The 15,293-nt window shown below is 71.6% G+C and carries 12 protein-coding genes and 1 pseudogene; 5 read left to right on the top strand and 8 right to left on the bottom strand.

Annotated elements, in window-relative coordinates; genetic code table 11:
• Positions 1-7: 7 nt before the first annotated feature.
• The 4 genes from ABT078_RS15205 to ABT078_RS15190 form a co-directional block, all read right to left on the bottom strand.
• A complete protein-coding gene (locus ABT078_RS15205) occupies positions 8-922 on the bottom strand; it encodes a carbohydrate ABC transporter permease (protein ID WP_351227681.1) in 915 nt (304 codons plus the stop codon).
• A gap of 6 nt (positions 923-928) precedes the next feature.
• A complete protein-coding gene (locus ABT078_RS15200; RefSeq protein WP_351227679.1) occupies positions 929-1,888 on the bottom strand; it encodes a carbohydrate ABC transporter permease in 960 nt (319 codons plus the stop codon).
• A 1-nt stretch (position 1,889) separates the two neighbouring features.
• Entirely contained in the window at positions 1,890-3,227 is a 1,338-nt protein-coding gene (locus ABT078_RS15195; RefSeq protein ID WP_351227677.1) for an ABC transporter substrate-binding protein, read from the bottom strand.
• Positions 3,228-3,304: 77 nt separating this feature from the next.
• Complete coding sequence (locus ABT078_RS15190) at positions 3,305-4,507, bottom strand: ROK family transcriptional regulator (RefSeq protein WP_351227675.1); 1,203 nt, start codon at positions 4,505-4,507, stop codon at positions 3,305-3,307.
• 217 nt (positions 4,508-4,724) lie between these two features.
• Here ABT078_RS15190 and ABT078_RS15185 point away from each other — a divergent pair, with 217 nt between their 5' ends.
• Positions 4,725-5,153, top strand: coding sequence for a hypothetical protein (locus ABT078_RS15185; RefSeq protein ID WP_351227673.1), 429 nt, complete (start codon positions 4,725-4,727; stop codon positions 5,151-5,153).
• Between the two features lie 131 nt (positions 5,154-5,284).
• Here ABT078_RS15185 and ABT078_RS15180 read toward each other — a convergent pair whose 3' ends face one another.
• Positions 5,285-6,340: a mechanosensitive ion channel family protein gene (locus ABT078_RS15180; protein ID WP_502981223.1), complete on the bottom strand. Its 1,056-nt coding sequence runs from the start codon at positions 6,338-6,340 to the stop codon at positions 5,285-5,287.
• 262 nt (positions 6,341-6,602) lie between these two features.
• Between ABT078_RS15180 and ABT078_RS15175 the strand changes: the two genes are divergently transcribed.
• Positions 6,603-7,139: an HNH endonuclease gene (locus ABT078_RS15175; RefSeq protein WP_351227671.1), complete on the top strand. Its 537-nt coding sequence runs from the start codon at positions 6,603-6,605 to the stop codon at positions 7,137-7,139.
• A 311-nt stretch (positions 7,140-7,450) separates the two neighbouring features.
• Here the strand turns inward: ABT078_RS15175 and ABT078_RS15170 are convergent, their stop codons facing one another.
• Positions 7,451-10,408, bottom strand: a complete 2,958-nt coding sequence (locus ABT078_RS15170) for a glycoside hydrolase family 84 protein (protein WP_351227718.1) — start codon at positions 10,406-10,408, stop codon at positions 7,451-7,453.
• 242 nt (positions 10,409-10,650) lie between these two features.
• Here ABT078_RS15170 and ABT078_RS15165 point away from each other — a divergent pair, with 242 nt between their 5' ends.
• From ABT078_RS15165 to ABT078_RS15155, 3 genes are all read left to right on the top strand, one after another.
• Positions 10,651-10,857: a hypothetical protein gene (locus ABT078_RS15165; RefSeq protein ID WP_351227669.1), complete on the top strand. Its 207-nt coding sequence runs from the start codon at positions 10,651-10,653 to the stop codon at positions 10,855-10,857.
• Complete coding sequence (gene malQ / locus ABT078_RS15160; RefSeq protein WP_351227667.1) at positions 10,858-12,978, top strand: 4-alpha-glucanotransferase; 2,121 nt, start codon at positions 10,858-10,860, stop codon at positions 12,976-12,978. It begins immediately after the preceding gene.
• A gap of 235 nt (positions 12,979-13,213) precedes the next feature.
• Positions 13,214-13,444: a hypothetical protein gene (locus ABT078_RS15155; protein WP_351227665.1), complete on the top strand. Its 231-nt coding sequence runs from the start codon at positions 13,214-13,216 to the stop codon at positions 13,442-13,444.
• A 131-nt stretch (positions 13,445-13,575) separates the two neighbouring features.
• Here the strand turns inward: ABT078_RS15155 and ABT078_RS15150 are convergent.
• Together ABT078_RS15150 and ABT078_RS15145 are read right to left on the bottom strand one after the other, a co-directional pair.
• Positions 13,576-13,723: pseudogene (locus ABT078_RS15150) on the bottom strand (MarR family transcriptional regulator); the annotation flags it as partial.
• 76 nt (positions 13,724-13,799) lie between these two features.
• Positions 13,800-15,023 (bottom strand): S8 family peptidase, encoded by a 1,224-nt coding sequence (locus ABT078_RS15145; protein ID WP_351227663.1) that lies wholly within the window; start codon positions 15,021-15,023, stop codon positions 13,800-13,802.
• Between the last annotated feature and the right edge of the window lie 270 nt (positions 15,024-15,293).

Below are 15,293 nucleotides of genomic sequence, written 5' to 3'. Positions count from 1 at the left end.
GTGTGTTCTAGCCCTTCACTCCGGTCAGGGTGACGCCTTCGACGAACGCCTTCTGGGCGAAGAAGAAGACGATGATCACGGGGGCCATGACCAGCACGGTCGCGGCCATGGTCAGATTCCAGTCCGTGTGGTGGGCGCCCTTGAACGACTCCAGGCCGTAACTCAGCGTCCACGCGGCCGGGTTCTCCGAGGCGTAGATCTGCGGACCGAAGTAGTCGTTCCAGCAGTAGAAGAAGTGGAACAGCGCGGACGCCGCGATCGCGGGCCTGGCCATCGGCAGCACGACCTTGATCATCGTACGGAACTCGCCGCAGCCGTCGATCTTCGCGGCCTCGGTGTACTCGCGGGGGATCGTCAGCAGGAACTGGCGCATCAGGAAGATCGTGAACGCGTTGCCGAACGCGAACGGGATGATCAGCGGCCAGAGCGTGCCGGCCAGGTCCAGCTGCTTCGCCCAGAACAGGTACATGGGAACGATGATCACCTGTGGCGGCAGCATCATCGCCGCGATCACCAGCATCATCATCACGTTCCGCCCCCGGAAGCGGAATTTCGCGAGCGCGTACGCCACGGGGAGACTGCTCGCCACGGCGAGCACTGTGCCGAGCCCCGCGTACAGCAGGGTGTTGCGCCACCACGTCAGAAAGCCGGGAGTGTTCCACACGGTGGCGAAGTTGCCCCACTCCCAGGTGTGCGGCCACAGCTCGCGGGTGAGTGCCTGGCTGTCGCTCATCACCGCGGTCAGGAACACGAAGACGAACGGCAGCAGGAAGAACAGGGCGGCGGCGACGGCCAGTGAGTGGACCGCGATCCACTCCAGAGCGGCCCTGCGTCGCGCCGCCCGCCTGGCCGCCGTACCACTCGTCGCGGCGGACGCGGTCGGCCCGGCATCGAGCGGCGGTGAGAATGTCGTCTGCGTCATCGTCGGTCAGTCCTCCGTCCCCATGAAGCCGCTGCGCCGGCGCATCAGGAACCCGGTGAAGATCATGGCGAGCACGAACAGCACGAGCGCAACGACACACGCCGCCCCGGTGTCGAACCGCTGGAAACCCAGGTTGTAGACCACCTGCGGAACCGTGAGCGTGGACTTGTCGGGGTAGCCGGGCTCGAACTGCTGCCCGGAGCCGCCGATCACGCCACTCGCCACTTTCGCCGCCACCAGCGGCTCCGTGTAGTACTGCATCGTGGCGATCACCCCGGTGATCACTGCGAACAGCACGATCGGCGAGATGTTGGGCAGCGTCACGTACCGGAAGCGCTGCCATGCGCTCGCGCCGTCCAGCTCGGCGGCCTCGTACTGCTCCCTGGGGACGTCGAGCAGCGACGCCATGAAGATGACCATGAGGTCGCCGATGCCCCACAGCGCGAGCAGCGTGAGCGACGGCTTCGACCAGGTGGCGCTGTTGAACCAGTCGGGCTCGCCGAGTCCGAGCGTGCCCAGAATGGTGTTGGTTGGCCCCGTGCCCGGGTTGAGCAGGAAGACGAACGCCATCGTCGCCGCCACCGGCGGGGCCAGGTAGGGCAGGTAGAACAGGGTGCGGAAGATCCCCGCCCCGGTCTTGACCTTGGTGATCAGCAGCCCGATGCCGAGCCCGAAGGCGACCCGGCAGGTGACCATGACGAGCACCAGCCAGAGCGTGTTGCGCAGGGCGGGCCAGAAGAAGGGGTTGTCCTGGAGGACGTACGCCCAGTTCTTCAGCCCCACCCACCGGGGCGCCGTGAACCCGTCGTACTCCATGAAGGAGAAGTAGACGGTCGAGATCAGCGGGTACGCGAAGAACACGCCGAACCCGACCAGCCAGGGCGAGAGGAAGCCGAGGGTCCGAAGCGCACCGCGCGTGCGCTTCGCCCTCAGCCCCGGTGACACAGGCACAGGAGCGGTGGTCATCTCAGCCGGCCTGCTCGTTGTCCTTGTCGACCTGCTCGTCGTTCTTCTTCAGCAGCGCGCCCAGGTCCTTCTCCGCGCCCTTCTCGTAGGCGAGGCCGTTGTCCTGGAGCGTCAGCAGGAACGCGCCGCCGTTGACGGACGAGGGGGCGTGCGAGCTCTTGGGGTGCTGGGCGATGTCCACGAACGTGCGGTACAGCGGATCGCTGTTCAGCTTCGGCGAGTTCAGCGCCTCGACGGTCGACGGAACGTTGTGGATGGCGTTGGCGAAGGAGACGACCGCGTCCGTGTCGGTGGAGAGGTACTTCACCAGTTCCCAGGCGGCGTTCTTCTTAGGGCTGTTGCTCGCGATGCCGAGGATCGTGCCCGACAGATAGCCCTTGCCGTAGTCGGCGACCTGGTCGTCCGGCACCGGGAACGGCGCCGCGCCGATCTCGAAGGGCAGCTTGGCGTCCGAGGCCATCTTGCCGCGCCACTCGCCGTCCATCTGCATGGCGACCTGGCCCGTGTGGAACGGGTGCTTCGGGCCCCACTCGTCACCGAACGAGGTGCGGAACTTGTTGAGCTTCTGGAATCCGCCGAGGTCGTCCACCAGCTTCTTCTGCCAGGTGAACATCGACGTGACGGCCGGGTCCTGCGCGGTGTCGGACTTGCCGCTCCCGTCGAGGTACGTCACGCCGAAATTGCCGCCGTAGTGCTCGACCGTGGTCTCGTAGCCCCCGTAGAGCGGCATGAAGCCGAGCTGCTCGAAGCCGTCACCCTTGGTCCTGGTCAGCTTCTTCACCACGGCGTCGAACTCGGACAGCGTCTTCGGGGGCGCCGTGATCCCCGCCTTCTCGAAGGCGTCCTTGTTGTAGTAGAGGCCGTACGCGTCCCCGAGCAGCGGCACCGTGCACCGGGTGCCGTCGTGCTGGGTGTACTTGGCCATCTGGGGCAGGAAGGTCTTCTCCGGGTCGATCTTCGACTTCTCCAGGAACGGCTTCAGATCGGTGAGCGCCTTGGAGGAGCAGAACCGCCCCACGTTGTCCGTGGTGAAGGACGACACCACGTCCGGGGCGTTCGAACCGCCGGCTCGCAGCGATTGCTGGATTTTGGCGTCGGTGATGCCCTTGACGACCTTCACGCTGATGTTGGGGTGCTTGTCCTCGAACGACTTGATGTTGGACTCGATCGCCGCGACCTCGCCCGGCGCGGACCAGCCGTGCCAGAACGTGAGGGTGGTCCTGGCGTTCGGGTCGTCCGTGGCGGCGCCCTCGTTCGACCCCGTGCAGGCCGATGCGAGAAGAGATATCGCGGCCGTCGCCGCGAGCGCGACAGCCGTGGTCCGACGGTTTGTGGGCATGGCGGTGTCTCCCTGTGACAGGACGGGCCGGGGGAAGGGGGCGGGTCAAAGGAGCGTGGAAGGTCCGGAGATTCGTTTCAGCGTGACGTGTCGAAGACTTCGTCGCGGGTGGTCGCCAGTGCGCTCTCCAAGGCGCCGCGCAGCACCGGGTGCTTGCGTACGGAGCCGAGGACCAGCCGGGGCCGGGCCGCAGCCAGTTCGGTGAGTTCCGCCTGAACGCGATCGCGCAGCGGCTCCCCTCCGGCGGCGATCACCTCGCCGGACAGGACGACGAGCTCCGGGTCGAGCACGGCGACCATGGACGCCAGCCCGGTCGCGAGCCCGGTCGCGTAGGCTTCCAGCAGCTGCCGGTACGGCCCCGCATCGGCCTCGGCGGCCCGGGCGACCAGCGTGGTGGCGACCTCGGCGTGCGGGCCGTCGCCCAGGACCTCCACGCCGAGCTCACGGGCCAGCCGCGGCAGCGCCTGCGCACCGGCCAATTCCTGGAAGCCGCCGCTGTTCGCCTTGGTCACATGACGGACGAGCGGCGTGCCCGGCACCGGCAGGAAGCCGACCTCTCCCGCACCGCCCGTGAAGCCGCGATGCAGCCTGCCGCCGATGACGACGGCGGCGCCGAGGCCCTCCTCGTTCCACAGCAGTACGAAGTTCTCGTGGCCGTGGGCGGCGCCGAGACGCTGCTCGGCGACGGCGACGAGGTTGACGTCGTTTTCGTACTCGACCGGCATCGGCAGGACCGCGGCCAGCTCGTCCAAGAGGGTGGGGGAGTGCCAGCCGGGCAGGTGCGATGCGTAACGCAGCCGCCCGGTGGACGGGTCGAAGGCGCCGGGTGTGCCGACGACCGTGCGATGGACATCGGCGCGGGTGACGCCGGCGGCCTTGATCGCGCCGTCGAGCGATTCGGTGACCTGGCGTACGACGCTGTCGGCCCGCCGCCCCGGGGTGGGGAGCTCGAACTCTCCGACGGTCTCGCCGGTGATGTCGGCGACGGCGGCGCGAATGCGCTGCGGGGTGACGTCGAGCCCGGCGGCGTAGGCGGCGCGGGCGTTGACGGCGTACAGCTGGGCGCTGGGGCCGGGTCGCCCCTCGGTGGTGCCGGTGGCGACGACGAGTCCCACGGCCTCCAGCCGGGCGAGAAGCTGGGAGGCGGTGGGCTTGGACAGACCGGTGAGTTTGCCGATCCGGGTCCGGGACAGCGGTCCGTGCTCGAGCAGGAGATCGAGTGCGGCACGGTCGTTCATGGCTCGCAGTACGCGCGGGGTACCGGGCGTGGTTCCGGCCACGGGGTTGCACCTGCCCTTCGAACCTGCACTGTTAGGAAAGTTTCCTATCGGCTCGAACGTAGGCATCGGCCGTTTCGGCGTCAAGGGTGCGATCGGGTCTCGCGGGTGGCGTTATGCAGTTGTGTCCTGCGTCACAAGGTTTGAGGGCGGTTGACTTGTCATGTCTGCTGCAGGCACGATCTCGCAGCAGTCCGAGAAATTCATTTGGGGGAAGTCAATGCGCATTGCACGTAAGGGCGCCGTAATTCTCGGGGCCGTCCTCCTCGCGATGACCACCGCGACGCAGGCTCAGGCGGCGACGTATCCCTACTACAAGGATTCCGTGGACAACGGACCCTGTGGTGCGGGCCGTCACATCGGAATTCCCCAGGGGCCGTCCGGTCACGAGTACATGAAGTACTACGCCGTCTACGACTTCGATCCGGATTGGGCCATTTCCGCGTGCCGTGTCTGGATCGACCAGTGGAAACTCTCCGAATCCACCTGGGTGAGCAAGGAAGGGCGGAGCATCTACGGGACGGCCAGCGGTCAGTACGCCCAGAGCAACTGGGTGTACGACGGCCCGGGCTACAAGGACCGTGTCTGCATCACCAGGGATGTTCAGGGGCCCGGGGGCGTGTCGACCAAATGCACGTCGTGGTACTAGAGGGGGGTAGGGCATCCCCTGACCTCATGTGAAAGGGGCGCCGGTCACGGCGCCCCTTTTGCTGTTGCAGGATTGTGTACCTGCTATTCGGATGTGAGTGCGTGCCGACGTTACGCACTCACCGCTCCGGACTACTTCGACATGTTCGCCGGGGGATTTATCGGGGACGCCGCCACCGACTGCGGCGAGGTGTTCGAGGCGTATGCCGACGGGGCGGCCATGCCTGCCGTCGGGTCCTTGACCGGCTGCTCACCGTCGGCCTGGAGCGGCAGGCCACCGACGATCCGGATGCCCTCCTCGTCGAAGGCGCGTTTGATCCGCCAGCGCAGCTCGCGCTCCACGGCGAGCGCCTTGCCCGGCATCGTCTTCGCGGAGACCGAGACGGTCATCTGGTCCAGCAGCAGCTCGGTCAGGCCGAGCACCTCGATCGGGCCCCACAGGCGCTCGTTCCATGGCTCGTCCTTGGTCATCGTCGCGGCGGCCTCCTCGATGACCGTACGCACGCGGTCCAGGTCCTCGGTCGGACGCACGTTCACATCCACCGAAGCGGTCGCCCAGCCCTGGCTCAGGTTGCCGACCCGCTTGACCTCGCCGTTGCGGACGTACCAGATCTCACCGTTGTCACCGCGCAGCTTCGTCACCCGCAGCCCGACCTCGACCACCTCGCCCGAGGCCACGCCCACGTCGATCGAGTCGCCGACGCCGTACTGGTCCTCAATGATCATGAACACTCCGGACAGGAAGTCCGTGACCAGGTTCCGGGCGCCGAAACCGAGTGCCACGCCCGCCACACCGGCCGAGGCCAGCAGCGGCGCGAGCTCGATGTTCAGCGCGCCGAGGACCATCAGGCCCGCCGTGCCGAGAATCACGAACGAGGAGACCGACCGCAGCACCGAACCGATCGCCTCGGACCGCTGACGGCGCCGCTCGGCGTTCACCAGGAGACCGCCGATGGCCGTGCCCTCGACCGCCTGGGCGCTGCGGTTCATGCGCTCTATCAGCTTCGTGAGCGCACGCCGTACGGCGATCCGCAGCAGCACCGCGATCACCACGATGAGGAGGATGCGCAGACCGACGCTCAGCCAGGTGGACCAGTTCTCCTCCACCCAGCTTGCGGCGTTGGTGGCCTTCTCCGTGGCCTTGTCGATGGTGACGGGCGGGTCGGACGGACCGGCGGCCAGGAACACGGCGGATACCTCCAGGGCGTGCGTGGGCGGTCCCACCACACTAACGGGGCACACCTCCCGTCCCGGCCGCTCCGTCCGCGGGAGACAGGGCCCTCACCGGGGCATTCTCGGGACGGAGGGGCGTGGGCGTGTGGTCGACCGCACACAAAATCCCTCCGGCCCGTTACGGGGACGTAGTGGCGCCACGACCAGGCAGGAGGAGAGACTGGGGGCAGATCGTCCCGGCGCGAGCCACGCGTCGCCGGCGTACAAGGAGGCATCCGTGCCGCATGTCCTGGTCCTCAACGCGTCGTACGAGCCGCTCGGCGTCGTACCGCTCCGCCGCGCGCTCGTCCTCGTCCTCGAGAACAAGGCCATCTGTCTCGAGGAGTCCGGCGCCTTCATGCACAGTGCGACCCGAGTGATCCCCGCGCCCAGCGTGGTGAGACTCAAGCGCTTCGTGCGGGTCCCCTACCGGGGGCCCGTTCCTCTGACCCGACGCGCGCTGTTCGCGCGTGACGGGGGCCGCTGCATGTACTGCGGTGGCGTCGCAACCAGCGTCGACCACGTCATCCCGCGCAGTCGCGGCGGTCAGCACGCCTGGGACAACGTGGTGGCGGCCTGCCGCCGCTGCAACCACGTCAAGGCCGACCGGCACCTGCGCGAGCTGGGCTGGCGGCTGCGGCATCAACCCGCTCCGCCGAGCGGCCTGGCCTGGCGCATCATCGGGACCGGGCATAGGGACCCGCGCTGGCTGCCGTACTTGCAGCCGTACGGCGCGGACGACGCGATGGCCCGGATCGACGGCATCTCCGCCTGATGATCCGGGCCTTTGTACGGCCCGGGCCCGCCACGGGGCCCGGGCGTGCGTGCCCGGGTGCGCGTGTGGCCCCCGGCCCCGCGGCCACCGACGTCCCGGCCGCCCGGGGTGCGCGTCCGCGCGCGAACGGGAGGGTGGTCGTGCCCTCCACATCCACAGCCCTTCGGGCTGGGGAGTCACCCCCCACACGCTGGGGCTTCGTCCTGGCGGGATCAGGGGCCACCTCCCAGGCGAAGCTCTGGGGAGGAACGACTGCCGACGAACCGTCGGCAGGACGGCAGCGCGTAGAACCACCCACGACCCAGGGGGTGTCAGCCCCCGGCCACCGCATACGCCTCCACCGACCACAGCGAGTACCCGTACTGCGTCGCGCGCGCATCCCCCTGCACCCGGACGAACCGCGTGCCCGGCGCGTCCATCCGCACCGTCTCACGGCCGCCTCGCCCGTCCCGGACCGTCGCCGCCGTCCGCCACACGCGCCCGTCCGCGGACACCTGGATGCGGTACCTCGCGGCGTGCGCGTCCTGCCAGTGCAGGACGACATGCCCCACCCGCGCCGGAGCCGCGAGCTCCGCCTGCCACCAGGCGCCGTCCTCCGCCGGCGAGGACCACCGCGTACCGGGGTCGCCGTCCGTCGCCGCGGACGCGGGGAAGTCGGGGGTCTCGTCCCCGGACGAGGAAGCGGACGCGGCCCCGTTCCGGAGCAGATCCGGCCCGCCCGTCTTCGGGTACGCCCGCACCGTCAGGGTGCGCTCCTCTCCGCCGAAGGTGAACGGCACCTGGTACTCGCCCGCCGGCGTCCCCGGCGGCACGGTGACCTCGACCGGCACGGCCGTGCGCGTACCCCGTGGCACCCGTACCTCCTTCGGCACCGCCACCGTGATGCCCTTGGGCGCCTTCGCGGTGAGCGCGCCCCGCACCTCGTCGGGACGCTGCGCCGCGACGTACGCCTCGGTCCGCTGCGGGCCGCCGCCGATCGGCGCGTCCAGCTCGCCCCGTACGAGTGCCAGCCGGGCCCGCGGCTCGTCCGAGAACCACGGAACGAGCCCCCGCACCGGCGGCGCCGCGGCGCCCGACCACACGATCCGGACCGCGTCCGCCTGCAGCCCGGCCGTGCGGGCCTGGGTCCAGCCGGACGCGGCGAGCGGGCCGACGCGCCGCCAACCCTCGCCCGGCACATGAGCCTCCAGCGCCCCGGCGGAGCCGTCCGCGCCAGGCTCGGTCATCGCGGTGACCGCCTCGACGGGCCGGGCCCGGTCCAGATGCACCGTGTACACGGAGGCGGTACGGCTCACCGACCCGGCCTTGCGGTCCGCGCCCGTCCATGCCGCGGACTCCTTCGCCGCCCGGTCGAGGAACGGGTCGAGCACGCCCTTGCCGACCATGACGTGCTGCCCGCGGATCGCCGCGCGCAGCGGCGCCAGTGCCAGCGAGGCCCGCCACGCCGCCTCGCCGTCGCCGCGGGCCTGCGCCTGCAGCATGTCGACGGCGAGCTCGCCGGCCTGCCCGTACCGCGCCAACTGGTCCAGCCAAGGCCCCACTTCGGCGTCCAGGCCGGCGAGCCGCTGCGGCGCCTCGCGCATCACCGTGAACTCCGCTCGCAGCCGCCGCGCGGCCTCGTCGCGCGCGGGCGCTTCGGCCGTGGTCCGGGACCGCCAGAACCCGGCCAGCAGCGGTCGCAGATACGCGGATTCGTGCGGGCTGAGGATCGACGAGGCATGGTTCCCGGCGAGCGCGCCGAGGGCCTCCCGGGTCTTCGCGGCGTCGTCCGCGACGCCCCCCGAGTCGGCGCCCGCGACACCGCCCGCGAGGTCCGCTATCGCCGCTTCCCAGGACTCCTGCGGCCGGTACCCCTTGGGGTTCCAGGCGTAGTCGGCGGCGGTGAAGAGGGGGATGCGCGACGCCGTCGCCTGCTCCATCGCGTTGGCGAGCAGCGCCGCCGAGCCGGTCGCGACGGCCGGCTCACGGCCCGTGTAGGGACCGAGGAAGATACGGTCCTGGGCGTAGTCGTTGACCGGGTAGTTGTCCATGGTGACCAGCGGATGCCGGAACACCGCGCGCGCCCCGGCCAGTTCCCGCCCGGTGATCGTGCGCGGTACGACGCCCACACCGGTCCAGGCGACCTGTACCCGCGGGTCGAGTCGCGCGGCGAGCTCCTGCCGGTACTCGGTGGCGCCGTCCTGGTAGTACTCCGTCGGCATGAGCGTGAGCGGGGCGGCGCCGGGGTGGCGCTCGGCGAGATGCCCGGCCAGCTCCCCTGCGAGCCGCGCCTGAGCGGCCGCGGCGGCCTCCGGGCCCGAGCCGAACGTGTCCGCGTCCCGGTCGCAGTGCCACTCGCTGTAGCTCACGTCCTGGAAATGCAACTGGAAGGCGCGCACTCCGAGCGCCCACATCGCGTCGACCTTGCGCTTGAGGGCCTTGATGTCGTCGTCGGACGCCAGACACATGGACTGCGCGGGGGCGACGGCCCAGGCGAGCGTCACATGGTTGCGGCGGGCCCGTTCGGCCAGCTCGCGGAACTCGGCGCGCTGGCCGGCGGGGTACGGCTCACGCCAGCGGGCCTGCCGGAACGGGTCGTCGCCGGGAGCGTAGAGATAGCGGTTCTGCTTGGTGCGGCCCATGAAGCCGATCTGCGCCAGCCGCTGTTCCCGGCTCCACGGCTGTCCGTAGAAGCCTTCCGCCATGCCGCGCACGGCCGTGCCGGGCCAGTCGCGCACGACGGCCCCGGCGACCGCACCGTCCTTGGTCAGCTGCCGGAGTGTCTGCACGCCGTGGAAGAGCCCGTCGTCGCCGACGCCGTCCAGGGCGACGGTGTCCCGGCCGGAGACGCGTCCCACGGCGGCGCGGTAGCCGCCTGCGGGCAGATCGGCGCGCTCGGGTGCGCGCAGGGCACGCAGGGCGTCCTGCGCGGCGGTGCCGCCGAGAAGGACCAGCGGTCCACGGCCGGGAAGCGTGGTGTGGACCGTCCGCACCCCGGCGGCGCGCAGCACGGCGCGGGCCGCTTCGGCGGCGTACGGGTCGCTGCCGGGGTCCGCGATGAGGGTCACCTCCTCGCCGAGCGGCACGGCGGGCCCGGCGGCCCTGAGCGTCTGCGGCCGCGGCCACACGGGCGGCAGGGCCGCGACGCCTTCGCGGTCCGGCACCGTGGTGGCGGTGGGTGCGGCGGGTTCGCCGGGCGCGGCGACGGCGCCTGGAGCGGTTCCGAGGAGTCCGCCGATGACGGCGACGGCGACGGCGGTCGCCGTCTGCTTGCTGCGCCCGAACCGCACGTACGGCTCCCCTCGCTCGCCCGGTGCCCCGTCGAAACGCACCGAGCCCACCACCCGTGTGGTGAACGTGTCAATGCGCGCGCCTGTTGTGTCCCCTTTGCCTATCGGCGCGCGAAGGCCGCTCAACTCCCTTACGTGGAGCAGAATGTGACACGGAACACGTTGACGAGAGACGTACGTCTGCGGCCGTGCCTGCTGGGTAGGGCTGCTATGTCCTGTTGCCCACCCTTAGGAGGCCACCTGTGGCCGCTTCCGCGCAGCTTCTGCTCTCCGCCCTGTCCAAACAGGTGCCGGGCCCCGATCTGGTGCCGGGCCCTCTGACCAGCGAGCCGCCCCTCGCCGACGCCGCACCCCTGACCAGCGAGCCGCCGCTCGCCGAAGCCGCCCCTCTCACCAGCGAACCCACCGCCCCCGGCACGGCCGGCGGCACGGAGTCCCCAGGAGTCTGAATGGGCCTGGCCCGCCTGGCCGCGCTGCACGGTGTCGCCACCACCCACTCGCCGTCGGCGGGCGTCACCCTTCCCGTTCCCGACACCACCGTCGTCTCGGTCCTCGCCGCGCTGGACGTGGACGCATCGACCCCGGAGGCGGTCCGGTCGGCCCTCACCGCTGCCGAGAGCGCCGCCGAGGACCGGCTGCTCCCCGCGACGGTGGTGCTCTGGCTCCCGGCGCCGGCACCGCCCGTCGCTCTCCCGCACGGCACGAGGGTGCGGGTGCGTCTGGAAGGCGGCGGCACCCGCGAGTGGCGCGAGCCGGCGTCGCAGCGCCAAGGGGCCGCCAAGACCTCCGGCGCCACGTCGCCTTCTGCCGCGCCCGCCGGATGGGCCCAACTGCCTTTCGGAGTACACCGGTTGGACGTGCGCACGGCCGACGAGCGGAAGGCGCGCGCCACGCTCGTCGTCGCGCCCGAGGCCGTGGCCCGGCCCGAGGGCCGGGTGCACGGGTTCCTGGTCCAGCTCTACTCGCTGCTGTCCGGGCGTTCGTGGGGCATGGGGGACCTCGGGGACCTCGCCGAGCTGACGGCCTGGGCCGGCAGGGCGCTCGGGGCCGGCTTCGTCCAGGTGAACCCGCTGCACGCGGCGGTGCCGGGCGCGCCGACCGATCCGTCCCCGTACCGGCCGAGCTCGCGCCGATTCCCCGATCCCGTCCATCTGCGGATCGAGGACATCCCCGAGTACGCGTACGTCACCGGCCAGGACCGTGTCCGGCTCGACACGCTCGTGGAGAAGGCCGCCGGACTGCGGACCTCCGTCCTCGACAAGGGCGCGCTCATCGACCGCGACGCCGTGTGGGAGCTCAAGCTCCAGGCGCTCGAACTCGTGCAGCGCGTCGCGCTCGGCCCCGGGCGGCGGGCCGCGTACTGCGACTTCCTCGCCGCGCAGGGCCAGGCGCTCGACGACCACGCCACCTGGTGCGCCCTCGCCGAGGTGCACGGGGCCGACTGGCACGCCTGGCCCGCCGCGCTGCGCGACCCGCGCTCCGCGGAGACCTCGCGGGCCCGGAGCGAGCTGATGGACCGGGTCGACTTCCACTGCCGGCTCGCCTGGCTGACCGACGAGCAGCTGGCCGCCGCATCGAGCGCCGCCACCGCCGCCGGGATGGGCGTCGGCATCGTCCACGACCTCGCCATCGGGGTGCACCCGGGCGGCGCGGACGCCTGGGCGCAGCAGGACGCCTTCGCCGCGGGCATGTCGGTCGGCGCGCCACCGGACGCCTTCAACGCGCGCGGCCAGGACTGGGGCCTGCCCCCGTGGCGCCCGGACGTTCTCGCCGCCTCGGCCTACGCCCCGTACCGCGGGCTGCTCCGCGGTCTCCTCCGCCACGCCGGCGCGCTGCGCCTCGACCATGTCATGGGGCTGTTCCGCCTCTGGTGGGTGCCGAGCGGCGCCGAGCCGACCGAGGGCACGTACGTCCGGTACGACGCGGAGGCCATGCTCGCCGTACTCGTCCTGGAGGCCCATCGCGCGGGCGCCGTCGTCATAGGAGAGGACCTCGGCACCGTCGAGCCCGGCGTGCGGGAGGCCCTCTCGCGCCGCGGGGTGCTCGGCACGTCCGTGCTGTGGTTCGAGCGCGACTGGGCCGGCACGGGCCGCCCGCTGCCCCCGGAGAGCTGGCGCGACGGTTGCGTGGCGACCGCGACCACGCATGATCTGCCGTCCACCGCGGCCCGCCTCACCGGCGAGCACGTCGCGCTGCGCCACCGGCTCGGACTGCTCACGCGGCCGCTGGAGCTGGAGCGTACGGAGGACTCCGCGGAGGTCGCGGAGTGGCTCGCGTATCTGACCAGGCTCGGGCTGCTGCCGGAGGGCACGGGTGCGGAGGAGGGGGAGATCCGGGCGGTCTACCGCTTCCTGCTGCGCACCCCGGCCCGCATGGTCGGCGTGTGGCTGCCGGACGCGGTGGGGGACCGGCGCCCGCAGAACCTGCCGGGCACGTGGGACCAGTACCCGAACTGGCGCCTGCCCGTCGCCGACTCCGAGGGCCGCCCCCTCACCCTCGAGGACCTGGCGGCGTCCCCGCGGCTGCACGCGCTGATGGAGGTGTTCCGGGCGCGGGGGGCGCGAGGGTAGGCGGCGGTACGCACAGGCCTGTTCGGTGGCGGTACACACCAGCCCGTTCGGCGGCGGTGCGGGGCGCAGGTCACGCCCGTCCGGCAGGTGGGGACGGACGCCCCTGCTCGTCCCGCGGTGCGGGCTGCACGCGAGGGCAGAGGGGAGGGCAGGGGTGTCCGTGGGAGGCGCACCCCGGACCCCCTACGGGCACCCCGGGCGCGCGGGGCGCAGGAGCGTTCGCTACGTTTGCACCGTGGACAAGAAGAACGCCCTGCGCGCCGGCGCCGTCGCGGCCGGTACGACGCTGATGATGCTGCTCATGTCGGGCCCCGCGCACGCGGTGATCCGCGACGACGGCGACGACCCGGGCCCCGGCCTGAGCGTGGCCGAGACGCTCGGCCTGTACGTCGCGGCGCCGATCGGTCTGTTCCTCCTCATCGCCGGTCTGGTCATGGTCCTCGACAAGTCGAAGAAGCAGGCCTGACGGCCAGAGCCTGACGCCGGACCCCGCAAGACGCCCGAAGGCGCCGTACGGTACGCGCACGACGCGTACCGTACGGCGCTCTCGCGCATCCACGGAGCGCGGGCGCCGCGCGCCCTACGCCGCCATCGACCCAGCAGGTTCCGCAGCAGCCTCGTCAACTGCTCCGCCTCCTCCGCGTCGAGCCCTTCCTCCAGCGCCTCCCGCTGCACCGCGAGCCCGGCCGCCACGGCCTCGTCCACCAGCTCGCGCCCCCCGCTCGCTCGGCGTCACCCGCAGTCCACCCTGGTGCTGATCCCGGGCGGCGTGGCGCTGGGTGCGCGCCACGCCGGTGCCGGGCCGGGGGGCTCGGCTGGCGTCACAGCCCGCCGGTGAACAGCAGCCGGTTGGGTGAGCCCTTGGAGATGCTCTTCACCACGTTCTTGGTGCTCTGCGCGACGACCCAGTCCGAGACCGCCCGGACGTCCGCACCCGGATTGGCGGCCCGGTAGAGCGCGGCGACGCCGGCCACATGCGGGGCCGCCATCGACGTACCGTTCATGGCGGTGCTGCCGCCACCCATCAGCGCGGAGACGATCTCGTCACCCGGGGCGTAGAGGTCCAGGCATCTGCCGTAGTTGCTGAAGTCGGTCTCGGCGTCCCTACGGTCGGTCGCACCGACCGTGAGGGCGCTCGGCGCGCTCGCGGGCGAGATGCCGCAGGCGTCCTCGGCGGAGTTGCCCGCCGCGATCACCGGCAGGACGCCGCCCGCGAAGACCGCGTCGGCGGCGGCGTTCGCGGTGGGGGAGGTGGCGCCGCCCATCGAGGCGTTCAGGACGGCGGGCTGCTGGGCGTTCCTGGCGACCCAGTCGAGACCCGCGATGATCCCTGACCAGGCTCCCTCGCCGTTGCAGTCCAGCACACGGACGCTGACCAGGGTGGCCTGCGGCGCGGCACCGTACGTCGCCCCGGCCGCCGTACCCGCCACATGGGTGCCGTGTCCCTCGCAGTCCTGCCCCCGGCGGCCGTCGCCGATCGCGTCGAATCCGAACACGGCGCGCCCGCCGAACTCGCTGTGCGCGAAGTCGATGCCGGTGTCGACGACGTAGATGGTCGCCCCCTTGCCGGTGCCCGTCACCCCGTACTGCCCGTCCAGCGGGAGGCCCCGCTGGTCCGAACGGTCGAGTCCCCAGCTCGCGGCGGGGACCGCCCGGCCGGGCGTGTCGGTGCGGTGGGCGAGGCGGCTGCGGCCTGTGTCGTGGGTGGAGACCTTCGAGTCCTCCTCCACGGCGGCGACCCCGGGCGCCAGCCGCACCGCGGCCAGTTGATCCGCGCTCAGCGAGGCGGAGAACCCGCGCACGGCCCGGTTGTACGTGTACCGCGCCTTCACCCCCGCCTGCCGCGCCACCTCGGCGGGCTCGGCACCCGGCTTCAGCGACACGATGTAGCTGCCCCTGATCGGCTCCGCCGCGTGGTGCAGGGGCGCGGGGCCGGGGGCGGGCAGGTGGACGGGCCCATGGTCCTGGGCGGCGACCGTCCCCTGGGCGACGAGAGGGAGAGCGGCGAGCAGGGCGGCGGTCGCGCCGCGCGCGAACAGTCGCATGGAGACTCCAATCGGAACGATGATCATGTCACCGCTCTCTTCGACCCGGTCGCCGCCGCGCTTGAGCCACTGTCAGCCGTTCGCGTGTCCGCCTTCATCGGCTTCAGTGGCTTCATCGGCTTCAACGGCAGATCTCACCCCGGCTGCGCGCATTCGCCCGTGCGGTCCCCGCACTGAGCCGCTCCTGCGGGCTCGCCTCCCGCAGGACCCCGGGCGGACCATCCCACTCGACGCCCCCTGCAGGCGGTCTCAGCTGTACGCACGGCCCCA

It is taken from the genome of Streptomyces sp. NPDC002133 (genome assembly GCF_040296405.1).
Classification (GTDB): Bacteria; Actinomycetota; Actinomycetes; order Streptomycetales; family Streptomycetaceae; genus Streptomyces.
This window is presented reverse-complemented; position numbering and strand designations above follow the sequence as displayed.